The sequence below is a fragment of the Streptomyces sp. NPDC012935 genome (assembly GCF_042900345.1).
In the GTDB taxonomy this organism is placed as follows: Bacteria; Actinomycetota; Actinomycetes; order Streptomycetales; family Streptomycetaceae; genus Streptomyces.
Genome location: NZ_JBIBBC010000001.1, coordinates 357,205 through 370,896 on the forward strand (window position 1 = coordinate 357,205; position 13,692 = coordinate 370,896).

At 71.3% G+C, this 13,692-nt stretch carries 13 protein-coding genes; 4 read left to right on the top strand and 9 right to left on the bottom strand.

Features of this window, described 5'->3' with window-relative positions; all coding sequences use genetic code 11:
• Positions 1-172: 172 nt before the first annotated feature.
• The gene (locus tag ACFY5C_RS01515; RefSeq protein ID WP_389439219.1) at positions 173-1,321 is read right to left on the bottom strand and encodes a CapA family protein; all 1,149 of its coding nucleotides are present in this window, start codon (positions 1,319-1,321) and stop codon (positions 173-175) included.
• Between the two features lie 212 nt (positions 1,322-1,533).
• Here ACFY5C_RS01515 and ACFY5C_RS01520 point away from each other — a divergent pair, with 212 nt between their 5' ends.
• The 3 genes from ACFY5C_RS01520 (at position 1,534) to ACFY5C_RS01530 (ending at position 3,545) form a co-directional block, all read left to right on the top strand.
• Positions 1,534-2,079: a sigma-70 family RNA polymerase sigma factor gene (locus ACFY5C_RS01520; protein ID WP_369274950.1), complete on the top strand. Its 546-nt coding sequence runs from the start codon at positions 1,534-1,536 to the stop codon at positions 2,077-2,079.
• A gap of 145 nt (positions 2,080-2,224) precedes the next feature.
• The gene (locus ACFY5C_RS01525; protein ID WP_389439221.1) at positions 2,225-2,740 is read left to right on the top strand and encodes a hypothetical protein; all 516 of its coding nucleotides are present in this window, start codon (positions 2,225-2,227) and stop codon (positions 2,738-2,740) included.
• Between the two features lie 151 nt (positions 2,741-2,891).
• Positions 2,892-3,545 (top strand): zf-HC2 domain-containing protein, encoded by a 654-nt coding sequence (locus ACFY5C_RS01530; RefSeq protein ID WP_389439223.1) that lies wholly within the window; start codon positions 2,892-2,894, stop codon positions 3,543-3,545.
• A 26-nt stretch (positions 3,546-3,571) separates the two neighbouring features.
• Here the strand turns inward: ACFY5C_RS01530 and ACFY5C_RS01535 are convergent, their stop codons facing one another.
• The 3 genes from ACFY5C_RS01535 to ACFY5C_RS01545 form a co-directional block, all read right to left on the bottom strand.
• Positions 3,572-4,435: an Fpg/Nei family DNA glycosylase gene (locus ACFY5C_RS01535; protein WP_389439225.1), complete on the bottom strand. Its 864-nt coding sequence runs from the start codon at positions 4,433-4,435 to the stop codon at positions 3,572-3,574.
• Between the two features lie 31 nt (positions 4,436-4,466).
• Entirely contained in the window at positions 4,467-6,542 is a 2,076-nt protein-coding gene (locus ACFY5C_RS01540) for a SpoIIE family protein phosphatase (protein ID WP_389439227.1), read from the bottom strand.
• An 88-nt stretch (positions 6,543-6,630) separates the two neighbouring features.
• Positions 6,631-7,965 carry a DUF6777 domain-containing protein gene (locus ACFY5C_RS01545; RefSeq protein WP_389439229.1) on the bottom strand — a complete coding sequence of 445 codons (1,335 nt, stop codon included), beginning with the start codon at positions 7,963-7,965 and terminating at the stop codon, positions 6,631-6,633.
• Positions 7,966-8,065: 100 nt separating this feature from the next.
• Here ACFY5C_RS01545 and ACFY5C_RS01550 point away from each other — a divergent pair, with 100 nt between their 5' ends.
• Positions 8,066-9,487, top strand: coding sequence for a lipase maturation factor family protein (locus ACFY5C_RS01550; RefSeq protein WP_389439231.1), 1,422 nt, complete (start codon positions 8,066-8,068; stop codon positions 9,485-9,487).
• Here the strand turns inward: ACFY5C_RS01550 and ACFY5C_RS01555 are convergent.
• Genes ACFY5C_RS01555 through ACFY5C_RS01575 form a run of 5 tightly spaced genes read right to left on the bottom strand, consistent with a single transcriptional unit; the run spans position 9,475 to position 13,664 of the window.
• Positions 9,475-10,308, bottom strand: a complete 834-nt coding sequence (locus tag ACFY5C_RS01555; RefSeq protein WP_389439233.1) for an amidohydrolase family protein — start codon at positions 10,306-10,308, stop codon at positions 9,475-9,477. The two genes, ACFY5C_RS01550 and ACFY5C_RS01555, sit on opposite strands and share 13 nt — an antisense overlap.
• Positions 10,305-10,619: an L-rhamnose mutarotase gene (locus tag ACFY5C_RS01560; protein WP_389439235.1), complete on the bottom strand. Its 315-nt coding sequence runs from the start codon at positions 10,617-10,619 to the stop codon at positions 10,305-10,307. The genes ACFY5C_RS01555 and ACFY5C_RS01560 overlap by 4 nt, the downstream gene beginning before the upstream one ends.
• Positions 10,616-11,563, bottom strand: coding sequence for an aldo/keto reductase (locus ACFY5C_RS01565; protein WP_389439237.1), 948 nt, complete (start codon positions 11,561-11,563; stop codon positions 10,616-10,618). Before ACFY5C_RS01565 ends, ACFY5C_RS01560 begins: the two co-directional genes overlap by 4 nt.
• Positions 11,560-12,315, bottom strand: a complete 756-nt coding sequence (locus tag ACFY5C_RS01570; RefSeq protein WP_389439239.1) for an SDR family NAD(P)-dependent oxidoreductase — start codon at positions 12,313-12,315, stop codon at positions 11,560-11,562. The genes ACFY5C_RS01565 and ACFY5C_RS01570 overlap by 4 nt, the downstream gene beginning before the upstream one ends.
• Positions 12,312-13,664, bottom strand: coding sequence for an L-fuconate dehydratase (locus tag ACFY5C_RS01575; RefSeq protein WP_389439241.1), 1,353 nt, complete (start codon positions 13,662-13,664; stop codon positions 12,312-12,314). The genes ACFY5C_RS01570 and ACFY5C_RS01575 overlap by 4 nt, the downstream gene beginning before the upstream one ends.
• Between the last annotated feature and the right edge of the window lie 28 nt (positions 13,665-13,692).

Below are 13,692 nucleotides of genomic sequence, written 5' to 3' on the forward strand. Positions count from 1 at the left end.
CAGGAACTCCCCGGTCGCGGCGCCGCAGGTGACCACCGCACGGATGAGTTCCGGGCACCCCCGCACCGTGTCGGTGGCGTCCGGCCCACCCATCGAGAAGCCGACGAGTACCGCGGACCCGGCGTCGACGTGGCCGGGTTCGACCACGTCGACGTCGACCGACTCCGCCCACCTACTCCGCCATCACCAGCCCGTCCTTCCCGGCCCCCCTGCTCAGCACGACGTCCCGGATCCGGTCCCGCACCCCGCGCACGTCGGCGCCCTTGGCGAGTGCCCGGTTGAGATCGATCACACGGCCGGCGTCGATGTCGAACAGCTGGGGCACGAACTCGGCCTTGGACACCTGCCAGCGACCGCCCTTTCGGGCCGGCGGTTCGAAGGTGAAGCGGCCGAGGGTGGACTGGTTGCCGCGCGGGTCCTGCACGCCCCGGTCGTTGTACATCGCGCCGGCGATCTGGTTGCCCATGCCGTAGACCACCCAGGTGCCGTTGACCTTCTCGTACGCCTGCGGCACATGGGCGTGGGTGCCGAGGATCAGGTCGATGTCGGGGCGGCCGCCGGTGCGGGCGGCCGTGAGCTCGCGGGACAGGGTCAACTGCTCGCCGTCGGGCGCGTCGCGCCATTCGGTGCCCCAGTGCAGCGATACGACGACCACGTCGGCGCCCGCCTTACGGGCGGCCCGGGCGTCCGTGAGGATCTTGGTCTGGTCGGTCATGTTGACCGCCCAGGGCTGTCCCGACGGCAGCGGGAAACCGTTGACGCCGTAGGTGTACGCGAGGTGCGCGACCTTGGCCCGCCCCGCGCGCAGCACGGTCACGGTGCGCGACTCGGCCTCGGTGCGCGCCGTTCCCGCGTGCCGCACCTTCGCCCGGTCGAGGGCGTTCAAGGTGCGCAGAATGCCGGCGGCGCCGTCGTCGAGGCTGTGTTCGGAGGCGGTGGAACAGCCGTCGTAGCCGGTGGCGGCGAGAGCCCGGGCCACCTCCGGCGGGGACTTGAACCGGGGGTAGCCGGTGTACTCGCCGTTCTCGCCGTAGACGGTCTCCATGTGACACAGCGCCAGATCGGCGCGGGAGACCACGGGTCTGACGCCGGCGAGCATCGGGCGGAAGTCGTATCCGGAGCCGCCCGAGTCGAAGCGGGCGCGTTCGATGATCGCGCTGTGCGGCAGGACGTCCCCGGAGGCCACGAGCGTGAAGCCGCGGGGCTCCTTGGCGGCCGGGCCCGGATTTCCCGGGGCCTCCCGGCTGTGGGCCTGACAGGCGGCGCCTGCGGCGAGAACGGCGGTCGCAGCGAGGGCCACAACTCGACTGCGTGCGATCATCGGCTCACCCCTCGTGGTCGTATATACGGATCAATAGGTACGAAGCCCTACCCGCCCGCAAACAATCCGGCCACTTTCATTAGGCCGTCCGGCGCGCACCCCATAGGCGGAATGAACCGTTCGTCGAACCGTTCGCCGACGCGATCGACCGTCCGCCGCAGATCCGTGTGCGTGCCCTGTCCCGCAACGGGCGCCTGCGATGCCATACGGCCATGACGGCCGGAATCACCCTCACGAACGGGACAACCGCCGAGCACGAGCTCGCAGCACTGCAGCGCGAGCACGGCCGGCCCCTCTTCGCGCTCCTGCTCCGGCTCTGCGACGGCGACCGGCAGCGTGCCGAGGACCTCGTCCAGGAGACGCTGGTGCGCGCCTGGCAGCATCCCGAGGCCCTGCGTGCCGACGACTTCGACTCCGTGCGGCCGTGGCTGATGACGGTCGGGCGGCGGCTCGCGATCGATGCCCGGCGGGCCCGGCAGGCCCGGCCTCCCGAGGTGGGCGACGCGATCCTGGAGAACGCACGGGTCATCTCCGATCACGCCGAGCGGGCCGCGGAGATGCTCGATGTACGCGAAGCTGTGAAGACACTCACTCCGGAGCACCGTGAAGTTCTGGTGCTGGTGTACTTCCAAGGGGCGAGTGTTGCGGAAGCCGCTCAGACCCTGGGAATTCCGCCCGGTACCGTGAAGTCCCGCGCGTACTATGCGCTGCGCGCCCTGCGCCGGGTGCTTCCTGGATACGCGGCCGACCTGCGGTGAAACCAATGGCTGAGTCAAACCTCCGTAAAGCGCCTTGCTGAACACCCCGGTTGAGTAATCGGCTGTCCTCATCCGTGTTCCGGATTGGGCCAGGGCCCAGGCCCCGGGGTAGGGCGACGCACTCACCGGAGGAAGGCAGGAAGGGATGCTGCACAGAGGTCAAGAGAGCACGGACGGCACCGGTGGCGGTGAACTGACCGTCCCCATGGCGTGGTTGTACGCCGAGTACATTGCCGACGAGCTGCTGCGGACCGGCGATCTCATGCCGCCGACGTCCTTCGAGTTCCGTGCCGGGCGCGATGCCCTGGCGCTGACCATCTTCCTGTCCGACACCGACGGCGAACTCTCCGGCATCCGGGTCGTCACCCAGCTGGAGACCTGGCTGTCGCTCACGGCGTACGACCAGCCGTGGCAGGACTGGGTGCGCGAGCGCATGGCGGGCCTGGCGGCCGAGGCGGTGGAGTCCGGCGGGCCGGCGCCCGACCTGGAGCTGGCCGAGGCGGCCTGGCGCTGGCTGCAGGAGACCGAGCTGCTCGCGCCCGATCTGAACGCGGTGCCGGGCGGCGCAGCGCCGGTCGGTGAGGACGACGGGCCGAAGGTGTGGACGCCGGCGTGGCAGCTCGGGCTGCCGCTCGGGCACCTCGCCATCCATCTTTTCTAAGTTGTTCTCTTCTCGGACCAATCCTCGGCCCCGGCCGCTCCGAATCCTTTGGTTGCGATTCGGTAGCGGCCTTGAGTGATTCGACTGCCTGGTGCGTACCTGTGGGTGCAAGGAGTAACCCACCCCGCACCCAACGGCACGAGGATTCGGCATGAGGTCCCTGGAGAGGCATCGCGACGTCGCCGCGTACGCGCTCGGCGTGCTGAACGAGGCGGAGGCTTTCCGCTTCGAGGACCACCTCATGGAGTGCCCCCAGTGTGCGGCACACGTGACCGAGTTCGGGCCCATCACCCGCCAGTTGATGCTGTACCGGCGTTCGACGCCCCGGTTCGTGCACCCGATGGCCACGCCCGGCCCGCAGATGCTGAACCGGCTGCTGGAAACGGTGGCGACCCGCCACCGCGCCCGGCGTCGGCGCACGATGTACGCCGTGGCCGCCTCGGTGGTGATCGCCCTGGCCGGTCCCGGGGTCGCGATGATGGCGAGCGGCGACACCAGTGCCGTACAGGTGGTCGAGGCGACCGACGCCCGCTCGGGTGTGTGGGCGCAGGTCACCACCGAGAACGAGGGCTACGGCAGCCAGGTGGAGCTGAAGGTGAAGGACAGCGCGGGGTCGCGCCCCTGTCATCTGATCGCCGTCGGCCGGGACGGCGCGCAGGAGACCGTCACCAGTTGGCACGGCGGCGATCACGACTCCGGCGAGAACACCATGACGGGTGCCTCGGCGATGCACATGGACGAGATCGCCCGCTACGAGGTGAGAACCGCGGACGGGGAGCACCTGGTCACGCTCCAGCCCCGCTGAGCCATTGCTCCGCTGTCCGGTTCCGGCTACTTCAGCAGGCGGGACAGTCTGCGGTCCGCCAGCGGCTTCCCGCCCGTCTGGCAGGTCGGGCAGTACTGGAGCGAGGAGTCGCTGAAGGAGACCTCGCGGATGGTGTCGCCGCACACCGGGCAGGGCTCGCCGGCGCGGCCGTGGACCCGCAGGCCGCTCTTCTTCTCGGCCTTCAGCCGGCCGGCCGCCACCCCGCGCGAGCGCTCGACCGCCTCGGTGAGGGTCGTCCGCAGAGCCTCGTACAGCGTGGCCGTCTCGCCGGGAGTCAGGGACGCCGCCAGCTTGAACGGGGACATTTTCGCCGCGTGCAGGATCTCGTCGCTGTAGGCGTTGCCGACTCCGGCGATCAGGCTCTGGTCGCGCAGGGCACCCTTGAGTTGGCGGCGCTCGTCCTTCAGCAGGGCCGCGAAGCGTGCCTCGTCGAAGTCGTCGGCGAGCGGGTCCGGGCCGAGGCGGGCGACGCCCGGGACCTCCTGGGGATCGCCCACCACGTACACCGCGAGGCGCTTTTGGGTGCCGGCCTCCGTGAGGTCGAAGCCCGCGCCGGTCTCCAGGGCCACGCGCAGCGCGAGCGGACCCTTGCCGGGGCGGGGCATCCCGCTCGGCAGCTCGTCCTTCCAGTGGAGCCAGCCCGCGCGGGCGAGGTGGGTCACCAGGTGGGGGCCGTCGGCCGTGACGAGGTCGAGGAACTTGCCGTAGCGGTGCACCTCGGTGACCTCGTGCCCCTCAAGGGCGGTGACCGGCGGGTTGTACGTCTTCAGGACGCTGATCGCGACGGGCAGCACCCTCACGACCTCGTGGCCGACCAGGTTCTCGGTCAGGAAGTCCTTGAGCGCTTCGACCTCGGGGAGTTCCGGCATACGTCCAGAGTGCCACCCGGCACCGACAGCCTCAGCTCCGCTCCGGCACCACGAACTCGCACCACACCGCTTTGCCGCCGCCCCGCGCCTCGACGCCCCACACGTCCGTGAGCAGGTCGACCAGGAGCAGGCCCCGGCCGGAGACGCCCGACTCCCCCGCCTCACGGCGCCGCGGCAGGGCGCTGGAGGAGTCCTCGACCTCGACCCGCAGCCGCCGGTCGGAGCCCGCCAGGACCCGCAGGGTCACGACGGCCGCGCCCTCGGTGTGCATCAGCGCGTTGGTGATCAGCTCGTCGGCGACCAGTTCGATCTCGTCGTCCCGGTCCCCGGCGCCCCAGGCGCGCACGGCGGCGCGGATCATGTGGCGGGCGCCGGTCAGGGCCTCGGGGTCACCGGGGGCGACATGCTGCTGGAGGCGGCCGCCGGCCTGCGGGGCGTCCAGGACGCGGCGGCGCAGCAGGAGCAGGGCAACGTCGTCGTCGCCGCCGCGTTCCTCGGCGACGTCGATGAGGAGGTCCGCGAGTTCCCGTACGTCGTTCGGGCCGGTGGCGATGAGCGCGGTCAGGGCCTGCATGCCGTCGTCGAGGTCGGCGCCGGGCTGTTCGACCAGGCCGTCGGTGCACAGCAGCAGGGTGTGGTCGGAGTCCAGTTCGATGGTGCCGACCGGGTATTCGAGCCGCCCGAACTCCGCCGACAGGCCGAGCGGCAGCCCGCCCTCCACCGCGACGCGCCGGCAGGCACCGCCGGGCTCCCGGAGCAGGGGGTCGATATGGCCGGCCCTGACCACCTGCACGACGCCGGTGGACAGGTCGGCCTCCGCGTACAGACAGGTCGCGAAGCGGTCGGTGTCCAGTTCGTGCAGGAACACCGAGGCGCGGGCCATCACCGTGGCGGGGGTGTGCCCCTCGGCGGCGTAGGCACGCAGGACGATGCGCAACTGGCCCATGACGGCGGCGGCGTGTGTGTCGTGGCCCTGGACGTCGCCGATGACGGCACCGACCCGGCCGCCCGGCAGCGGGATCAGGTCGTACCAGTCGCCGCCGATGTCGCGGCCGAGCGAGGCGGAACGGTAGCGGACGGCGACGTCGGCGCCGGGGACGCTGGGGATGGTGCGCGGCAGCATCGCCTGCTGGAGGCCGGTGGCGAGGTCCTTCTCCTGCTCGTAGAGCATGGCCCGCTGCAGGCTCTGCGCGATGCTGCTGCCGAGGGCGACGAGGACGTTGCGGTCCTCGGCGGAGAAGCCGTCGCGGTCGCTGTAGAGCAGGCCGATGGCCCCGATGGGCCGGGCCTGGGCGATCAGCGGCATGTAGGCGGCGGCCGTGATGTGCAGGTCCGTGATGTGCGGCCAGAGGATCGGATAGCGCTCCGCGAACTCCTCCGGCGACTCGATGAAGCGTGGGCTGAGGGTCCGTACGACCTCGCTCATCGGGTACTGCTCGTCGATCCGGGTGACCATCGTGCCGGGCACGAAGCTGCCCGCGGGCCCCTCTGCGACCAGCCGGATACGGCCGGCCTCGACCAGACCCATGACCAGGCTGGTGGCGCCCAGGTGGGTGATGCCGTGGGTGTCCTTGAGGACGTCGATGACGTCCTGGACGGTGCGGGCGTGGGCGAGAGCGGCCGTGGTGAGCTGGACGACGCTCGTCTGCTGACGGCGCGCTTCGAGTTCGGCCGCCTGCTCCCGCCGCTCCTCGCTCTCGGCGAGTTCGTCGGTGGCGTCCCGGACGATGCCGATGATGCGGCGCGGGCGGCCCGTCTCGTCGCGGCGGATGTAGCCCTGGGTGTGAGTCCAGCGCAGGGTGCCGTCGCGGCAGCGGATGCGGAAGTACGCGCCGTAGTTCTCGCTGCCGTCCTTCAGGGCCTTGGAGACCATGCCGTCCAGCCGGTAGGCCTCGTGTCGCGGCACCCGGACCGCCAGGCTCTGGGGGTTTCCGTCGTATTCGTCGGGGCGCAGGTCGAAGACCTCGTGGGCCTGGGCGTCCATGTGGAACACACCGGAGTCCAGGTCCCAGTCGAAGCTGCCCATGCGGTTGAGCGCCAGGATCGGATCCGGGTGGGCGGGCCAGTCGTCCGGGAGTGACAGGGCGCTCGCTCCCCGATCAACCATGGGGCCACCTTGCCAGGATTTGCCGGATTCTTCGACCGGGGCGACGGAACCGCCTCGGCCCGATTCCATGACCATGTTCCGGCCTCGGTCAGCCGTCGAAGATGTCGGTCGGACTGCCGAAGATGCTGCCGGAGGTCCGGTCGGAGGCGCCGGGGGTGGCGGGTGCGTCGGGGCCGTCAGGGATCAGCCCGCCGCCGTCGGGTGTGTCCGGGGCGTCCGGGACGGCCTGAGGTCCGACCTCTTCCGCGGAGCCGGAGGTGGTATCCGGCTGTGTACGGGGTTGGGGGGCACTGGGCCCATCGGGCGACGTGGACGACCGGGGTGACTCCGACGGGGCGGGCGGGTGGCCGGGGTCGGACTCCGGGGGCGACGCCGTGACGGTGTCCGTCGGGCAGTCGGCGGGGAGGGTGCTGGGGGTGTCCGACGGGGCCCTGGCCGGCCTGCCGTCGGTGGTCCCGGGCGCGACCGTGGCGGTGGCCGTCGGAGTCACACAGTCGGTCGGCGACTCGGGCGTGGAGGTACGCCCACCGGACGGGGGTTCGCTGCCGTCCTCGGGGAACCCGCCGACGTCATTGCGCGGGCCGCTGTCGTGCGGAGTCGGGGTCACCGGCCTCGCCGGGCGTACGGCGTGGTCGCGGTCGTGGCCCCGATGACCGATCGGCCGTTCGATCCAGGTGTTGTCGGCGACGTTGATGATCGTGATGTTGGTGATCAGCCGGATCGTCGGGGCCACCACGACCACCTGGCTCGGCCGGTACCCCGGCCAGGCCCGGCCGCTGGTGCCCGGGTTGCCGCGCGGGTCGACGGGCGGGGCGAGCGGATTTCCGCAGGCGCAGCGGACGCGGGGCACACCGTGGTTGTCGACGAGGACGGCGGTGCCCGCCTGCAGGACGGACTGGTAGCCGGTTCCCATGCCGTCGCGGAACCCGTGGTTGGTGACCCGGGTGTCGGCACGCAGGACGACCGAGGTCAGCCCGCGCAGATAGGTGGCGATCGACGCCTGGGGGATGCCCGCCGTCTGGGCGAAGGCGCGGGCCCTGGCCCGGTCGGAGGTGAGCTGGTCGATCTGCCGCGGCACGTCACAGCTTCCGGAGCCCGGCGTGCCGCCGTACAGGCCGGGCGTTTCGCCGGACAGGGGCTGGAGCCCGGTCCGCCCCGAGCGCGCGGGCCTCGGCGTCCGGGTGACCGGCGACGGGGTGACGGTCGAGGTGACCGTGGAGTCGGTGAAGGGGTCCGGCCCCTGGTCGGCGACAGGCTGGAGGAAGAGCGTCCCGCTCGCGTCCGTGTCCTCGTCGCCGGCGGTACCGCAGCCGGCGGCGACGAGGGCCGCCGAGAGCGCGCAGGCCGTGACGAGGGTTCGGGTGGGTGTCCGCACCACGTCCTCCCGCCGGTCATCGGAGATGATCAGGAACTTCGTCCCCAATTGTCTGCTTCACTCACTCGGGTTACGCAAGCGGAGAGGTGGTATACGGAGAGTCACACGGGTCTCCCGGAGCGACAATGGAGAGAAGAGGGGCACGGCCGTGGACTGGTTCATCGCACCGGACTACTGGACGAGCCGGCTGGTCTTCCAGCGGGCTCTGGCCGGTGTGTATCTCGTCGCGTTCCTGACGGCGGCGCTGCAGTTCCGCCCGCTGATGGGTGAGCGCGGCATGCTGCCCGTGCCCCGCTTCGTCGAACGGGTGCGCTTCAGGGCCGCGCCGAGCCTGTTCCAACTCCATTACTCGGACCGGTTCTTCGCGGCCTGCGCCTGGTCGGGCTGCGCGGTGTCGGCGGCACTGCTCGGCGGGCTGGACTCCCTGGTGCCCCTGTGGGGCGCCATGCTGCTGTGGCTGATCCCGTGGGCGCTGTATCTGTCGATCGTGAACGTCGGCCAGACCTGGTACTCGTTCGGCTGGGAGTCCCTGCTGCTGGAGGTCGGCTTCCTCGCGGTCTTCCTGGGCAACGACGAGGTGGCGCCGCCGGTCGTGGTGCTGTTCCTGCTGCGCTGGATCCTGTTCCGTGTCGAGTTCGGCGCGGGCTTGATCAAGATGCGCGGCGACGCCTGCTGGCGCAAGCTGACCTGCCTGGACCACCACCACGAGACGCAGCCGATGCCGGGCCCGCTGAGCTGGTTCTTCCACCATCTGCCCAAACCCGTGCACCGGGTCGAGGTGGCCGCCAACCACGTCACCCAACTCGCCGTGCCCGTCCTGCTGTTCACTCCGCAGCCGATCGCCACGGCCGCCGCCGCGCTGATGATCGTCACCCAGCTGTGGCTGGTCCTGTCGGGCAACTTCTCCTGGCTGAACTGGATCACCATCGTGCTGGCCCTGTCGGCGGTGCGCTTCCCGAGCGATCCGCCGGCCGTGCCCGGCCCGCCGCTGTGGTACGTGATCGTGGTGATCGCGGTCGCCGTGCTCCTCGTCGGCCTGAGCTACCACCCGGTCGCGAACATGATCTCCCGCCGCCAGATCATGAACCGCTCCTTCGACCCGCTCCACCTGGTCAACACCTACGGCGCGTTCGGCAGCGTCAGCAGGGTCCGGTACGAGGTGGTGATCGAGGGCACCGCCGACGACGTTCCGCGCGAGGACTCGGACTGGCGGGAGTACGAGTTCAAGGGCAAGCCGGGCGATCCGCGGCGCTGGCCGCGGCAGTTCGCGCCGTACCATCTGCGGCTGGACTGGCTGATGTGGTTCGCCGCGCTGTCGCCCGCCTACGCCGGCTCCTGGTTCGGCACGCTGATGGAGCGGCTGCTGGAGAACGACCGCGACACACTGAAGCTGCTGCGTCGCTCACCGTTCCCGCCGGACGCGCCGCCCTGCTATGTCCGCGCCCGCCTCTTCCGCTACCGGTACACGACCTGGCAGGAGCTGCGGGAGACGGGCGCGTGCTGGGAGCGGACGTATGTGCGGGAGTATCTGCCGCCGACCCGGCTCGCGGGAGTGGCTCAGAGGTCGTAGACGCGGGCGGCGGTGGTCTCGAAGATGTGCGTGCGATCGCCGGAGTCTGTCAGCTCCCGTGCTGTGGCGAGTGCTTGACCGTACGACGTGGCCAGCGTGCACACCGGCCAGTCCGAGCCGTACATCAGCCGCTGCGGGCCGAACGCCTCCAGCACCACATCGGCGTACGGGCGCAGGTCGTCGACGGTCCAGGAGGCGAGGTCGGCCTCGGTGACCATGCCGGAGAGCTTGCAGACGGTGTTGGGGAGTGCGGCGAGGGCACGGACATCGGACGTCCAGGGCTCGCGGGCGGCGGACGCGATGGGCGGTTTGCCCAAGTGATCGAGGACGAAGGTGAGTTCGGGCAGCAAGGCCGCCGCCTTGGTGCAGGCGGGCAGTTGGTGGGGCAGGACCACGAGGTCGTAGACCAGCCCCGCCTCCGCCACGGCGGCCAGTCCGCGCCGTACGTCCGCACGCAGCAGCCACTGAGGATCGGGCTCGCCCTGCACCTGATGGCGGATGCCCTTGAGGTAGCGGCCGCCGGGCAGTTCCCGCAGCCGGGCCAGTTCCTCGGCGACGTCCGGGCGGGTGAGGTCGGTCCAGCCGACGACGCCCGCGATGAGGTCGTGCTCGGCGGCGAGGGCGAGAAACTCCGGGGTCTCCTCGGGCACGGTGACGGTCTGCACCAGGACGGTACGGCCGACCCCGGCCGCCCGCGCCTCGGAGGCGAGGTCGGCGACCGTGAAGTTCCGCCGCAGCGGCCAAAGTTCGGGACCCGCGATCCAGTCCTGGTCCCGCACCGAAAGGTCCCACACATGGTGGTGGGCATCCACGACCGTCACGGCAGCTCCCACACCAGAGGCAGCCCGGCGTCGGCGCCCTCGCCGGAGTAGTCGTGCACCACGTCGAGCAACTGGGCCATGCGGGCCTGCCAGGCCACATTGACCGGCAACTGCTCCAGCTCGGCGAGGAGGCGGCCGTAGTCCTCGCACTCCAGGACGTGGAAGAGGTCGGTGCCGCTGCGCCAGATCGTCCAGGAGGTGGCGCCGGCGGCACGGATCGCGTCCGTGAGCTCGACCGGCACCTCCCGGTGGGCGGCCTCGTACTCGGCGACCCGGTCCGCGCGGACCTTGGTGTGCAGGGCGACTCTCATGAGGGCTCCTCGGTGGCCAGGAGTCCGGTGTCCCGTAGCTCCTGCCAGAAGGCTGCGGGGACCGGCGTGACGAACTGGTCGACACTGTCGTGGACTTCACCGGCCGAGCGGGCACCGACCAGGACGCTCGCCACCGCCGGGTGGGCCATGCAGAAGGCCAGCGCGGCGGCGCGCAAGGTGATGCCGTGACGCCGCGCGATCTCGTTCATGCGTACGGCCCTCTCCAGCAAGTCGGCCGGTGCCTGGGCGTAGTTGTACGTCGCCCCCGGCCTGGGGTCCGCGAGCAGACCCGAGTTGAAGGCACCGCCGATCACCACGGCGACGCCTCGCTCCACGGCTGTGGGCAGCAGTGCCGTGAGCGCGCTCTGGTCGAGCAGGGTGTAGCGGCCGGCGCACAGCACCACGTCGACGTCCGTGTCGCGGACGAAGCGGGTGAGCATCTCCGCCTGGTTCATGCCCACGCCGATCGCGCCGACCACGCCCTGCGAGCGGAGCTTCTCCAGGGCCGGGTAGCCCTCCCGGAAGGCCTGCTCGCCGTGGTCGTCGGGGTCGTGGAGGTAGACGATGTCGACCCGGTCGAGGCCCAGCCGTTCCAGGCAGGCGTCCAGGGTGCGTCGTACGCCGTCCGCGCTGAAGTCCCAGACGCGGCGGTGCGTGGCGGGGACGGCGAAGCCGTTCGCCAGATCGTCGCCGGCGCCGGCCTGAGGTTCCAGACGGCGGCCCACCTTGGTGGAGACCGTGTATGCCTCGCGTGGGTGCTCGCGCAGGGCCGCGCCGAGGCGGCGTTCGGACAGTCCGAGGCCGTAGTGGGGCGCGGTGTCGAAGTAGCGGATGCCGCGCTGCCAGGCGGCGGACACCGCCTCGTGTGCCTGCTCGTCGGTGACCTCGGTGTAGAGGTTGCCGATGACGGCGGCTCCGAAACCGAGTCCCCGGGGGATGCTCACTGACCCACCGGCCGCAGGCGCAGGCCCTGCATGCCGCCGTCGACGGCGAGGGCGGTACCGGTCGTGGCGCCGGAGAGCGGGCTCGCCAGGTAGGCGACGGCGCCCGCGACCTCGGCGGCCGAGACGAGGCGCCCGGTGGGCTGGCGGGCCTCCAGCGCGGCGCGTTCGGCGGTGGGGTCGGGTGCGGCGTCGAGCAGGCGGCCGACCCAGGGCGTGTCCACCGTGCCGGGGTTGACGCAGTTGACGCGGATGCCCTCGCGGACGTGGTCGGCGGCCATGGCGAGGGTGAGCGAGTACACGGCGCCCTTGGTGGCGCTGTAGAGCGCCCGCTGCGGGAGTCCGGCCGTGGCTGCGATGGAGCAGGTGTTGACGATCGCCGCGTGCGAGGACTCCCGCAGCTCGGGCAGAGCGGCGCGGGCCACCCGGACCATGCCGACGACGTTGACGTCGAGGACCCTGTGCCACTCGGCGTCGTCGTTGTCCTCGACGGTGCCCTGGGCGCCGATGCCGGCGTTGTTGACCAGCACGTCCAGTCCACCGAGGCCGGCCACGGCGGCCGCCACGGCCTCGCGCACGGACGCGTCGTCGGTGACGTCGGCACGGAAGGCGAGCAGTGGCTTGTCGACGGAGGACGGGTCCAGGTCCAGCACGGCGACCTGGGCACCGCGCGCGGCGAGGAGTTCGGCCGTGGCCCGCCCGATGCCGGAGGCGCCTCCCGTCACCAGCGCCTTGAGTCCGTCGAAGTCGCTCATGCCGCGTGCCCCTTCTTCTGCGTCTGGAGGTCGGCGGCCCAGAAGGCGCCGTCCGGGAACGTGTACCGCTCGATCGACTCGGGCCGCATGGCGGCCGAGAAGCCGGGCGCGGTGGGTGCCGTGTAGTGACCTTCCCTGATGACCACCGGGTCGAGGAAGTGGTCGTGCAGATGGTCGACGTACTCGATGACGCGGTCCTCGGTGGTGCCGGTGACGGCCACGTAGTCGTACATCGACAGGTGCTGGACGAGTTCGCACAGGCCGACGCCGCCCGCGTGCGGGCAGACCGGGACGCCGAACTTGGCGGCCAGCAGCAGGATGGCGAGGTTCTCGTTGACTCCGCCCACGCGGGCCGCGTCGATCTGGACGACGTCGAGGGCGCCGGCCTGGAGGAGCTGTTTGAAGACGACCCTGTTCTGCACGTGCTCGCCGGTGGCCACCTTCACCGGGGCGACGGCCTCGCGGACGGCCGCGTGGCCGAGGACGTCGTCGGGGCTGGTGGGCTCCTCGATCCAGTACGGGGCGAACTCCGCGAGGGCCTTGGTCCAGCGGATCGCCTCGGCCACGTCCCAGCGCTGATTGGCGTCGATCGCCATGCGGATGTCCGGCCCGACGACCGAACGGGCGACACGGCAGCGCCGTACGTCGTCCTCCAGGTCGGCGCCGACCTTCAGCTTGATCTGCCGGAAGCCGTCGGCGACGGCCTCGGCGGCGAGCCGGCTGAGCTTGTCGTCGTCGTAGCCGAGCCAGCCGGCGGAGGTGGTGTAGGCGGGGTATCCGCGCTCCAGCAGCCGGGCCGTGCGCTCCTCCGCTCCCTCCCGACCGCGACGCAGCAGGGCCAGCGCCTCGTCGGGGGTGAGCGCGTCGGTGAGGTACCGGAAGTCGATCTGGCGGACGATCCACTCCGGGTCGGCGTCGGCGAGCAGGCGCCACAGGGGCTTGTCGGCGCGCTTGGCGGCCAGGTCCCACACGGCGTTCATGACGGCGCCGATGGCCATGTGCATCACGCCCTTCTCGGGGCCGAGCCAGCGCAGCTGGCTGTCGCCGATCAGGTCGCGGTTCAGGGTCCCCGGGTCGGCGCACAGTTCGTCGACCGACCGGCCCACGACGTGTCCGCGCAGCGCCTCGATCGCGGCGACCTGGACCTCGTTGCCCCGCCCGATGGTGAAGGTGAATCCGTGCCCCGCGTGCCCGTCCGTCCCGTCGGTGCGCAGCACGACGTAGGCGGCCGAGTAGTCCGGGTCCGGGTTCATCGCGTCGGAGCCGTCGAGCTCGCGCGAGGTGGGGAAGCGGATGTCGTAGGTGTCGAGCGCGGTCACGCGGACGGGGGGACCGGGGGTCGGGGACACAGAGGGCCTTTCGGTCGAGGGTGGGGAC

Bases quoted from the DNA above. Each gene is read 5' to 3' on its own strand.
- ACFY5C_RS01515 (WP_389439219.1), bottom strand. From the start codon at position 1,321: ATGATCGCACGCAGTCGAGTTGTGGCCCTCGCTGCGACCGCCGTTCTC.
- ACFY5C_RS01520 (WP_369274950.1), top strand. From the start codon at position 1,534: ATGACGGCCGGAATCACCCTCACGAACGGGACAACCGCCGAGCACGAG.
- ACFY5C_RS01525 (WP_389439221.1), top strand. From the start codon at position 2,225: ATGCTGCACAGAGGTCAAGAGAGCACGGACGGCACCGGTGGCGGTGAA.
- ACFY5C_RS01530 (WP_389439223.1), top strand. From the start codon at position 2,892: ATGAGGTCCCTGGAGAGGCATCGCGACGTCGCCGCGTACGCGCTCGGC.
- ACFY5C_RS01535 (WP_389439225.1), bottom strand. From the start codon at position 4,435: ATGCCGGAACTCCCCGAGGTCGAAGCGCTCAAGGACTTCCTGACCGAG.
- ACFY5C_RS01540 (WP_389439227.1), bottom strand. From the start codon at position 6,542: ATGGTTGATCGGGGAGCGAGCGCCCTGTCACTCCCGGACGACTGGCCC.
- ACFY5C_RS01560 (WP_389439235.1), bottom strand. From the start codon at position 10,619: ATGAGAGTCGCCCTGCACACCAAGGTCCGCGCGGACCGGGTCGCCGAG.
- ACFY5C_RS01570 (WP_389439239.1), bottom strand. From the start codon at position 12,315: ATGAGCGACTTCGACGGACTCAAGGCGCTGGTGACGGGAGGCGCCTCC.